Source organism: Sphingomonas sp. GW821-FHT03E12 (assembly GCF_059420685.1).
In genome coordinates, this window is record NZ_JBWKUF010000014.1 from 1 (window position 1) to 530 (window position 530).

1 protein-coding gene is annotated in these 530 nt (G+C 66.2%); it reads left to right on the forward strand.

All coding sequences use genetic code 11. The features are described 5' to 3' along the window. A partial coding sequence (locus tag AC07TU_RS20635; RefSeq protein ID WP_495189816.1) for a cation:dicarboxylate symporter family transporter occupies positions 1–530 on the forward strand: 530 nt, incomplete at both ends.

Consider the following 530-nt stretch of genomic DNA (forward strand, 5'->3'; position numbering starts at 1 on the left):
TTCTCGATCTTCAAGCTGATCCGCTATCTGCGTGCCGAGCTGCTCCTCGTTCTCGGCACCTCCTCGTCGGAGAGCGCGCTGCCCAGCCTGATGGACAAGATGGAGCGGGCGGGCTGCCAGAAGTCGGTCGTCGGTCTGGTCGTGCCGACGGGCTATTCGTTCAACCTCGACGGCACCAACATCTACATGACGCTGGCGGCATTGTTCATCGCGCAGGCGTGCAATGTCGACCTGTCGCTGGGCGACCAGATCGCGCTGCTGGCGATCGCGATGATCTCGTCCAAGGGCGCGGCGGGGGTGACGGGGGCGGGGTTCATCACGCTGGCGGCGACGCTGTCGATCGTGCCGGACGTGCCGGTTGCGGGCATGGCGCTGATCCTGGGCATCGACCGGTTCATGTCCGAGTGCCGCAGCCTCACCAACTTCATCGGCAACGCCGTCGCCACCATCGTCGTCGCCCGCTGGGACAATGCCCTCGACCGCGACGCACTCCACACCGCCCTCAATGCGCCCGCCGCTGAAGGAACCGC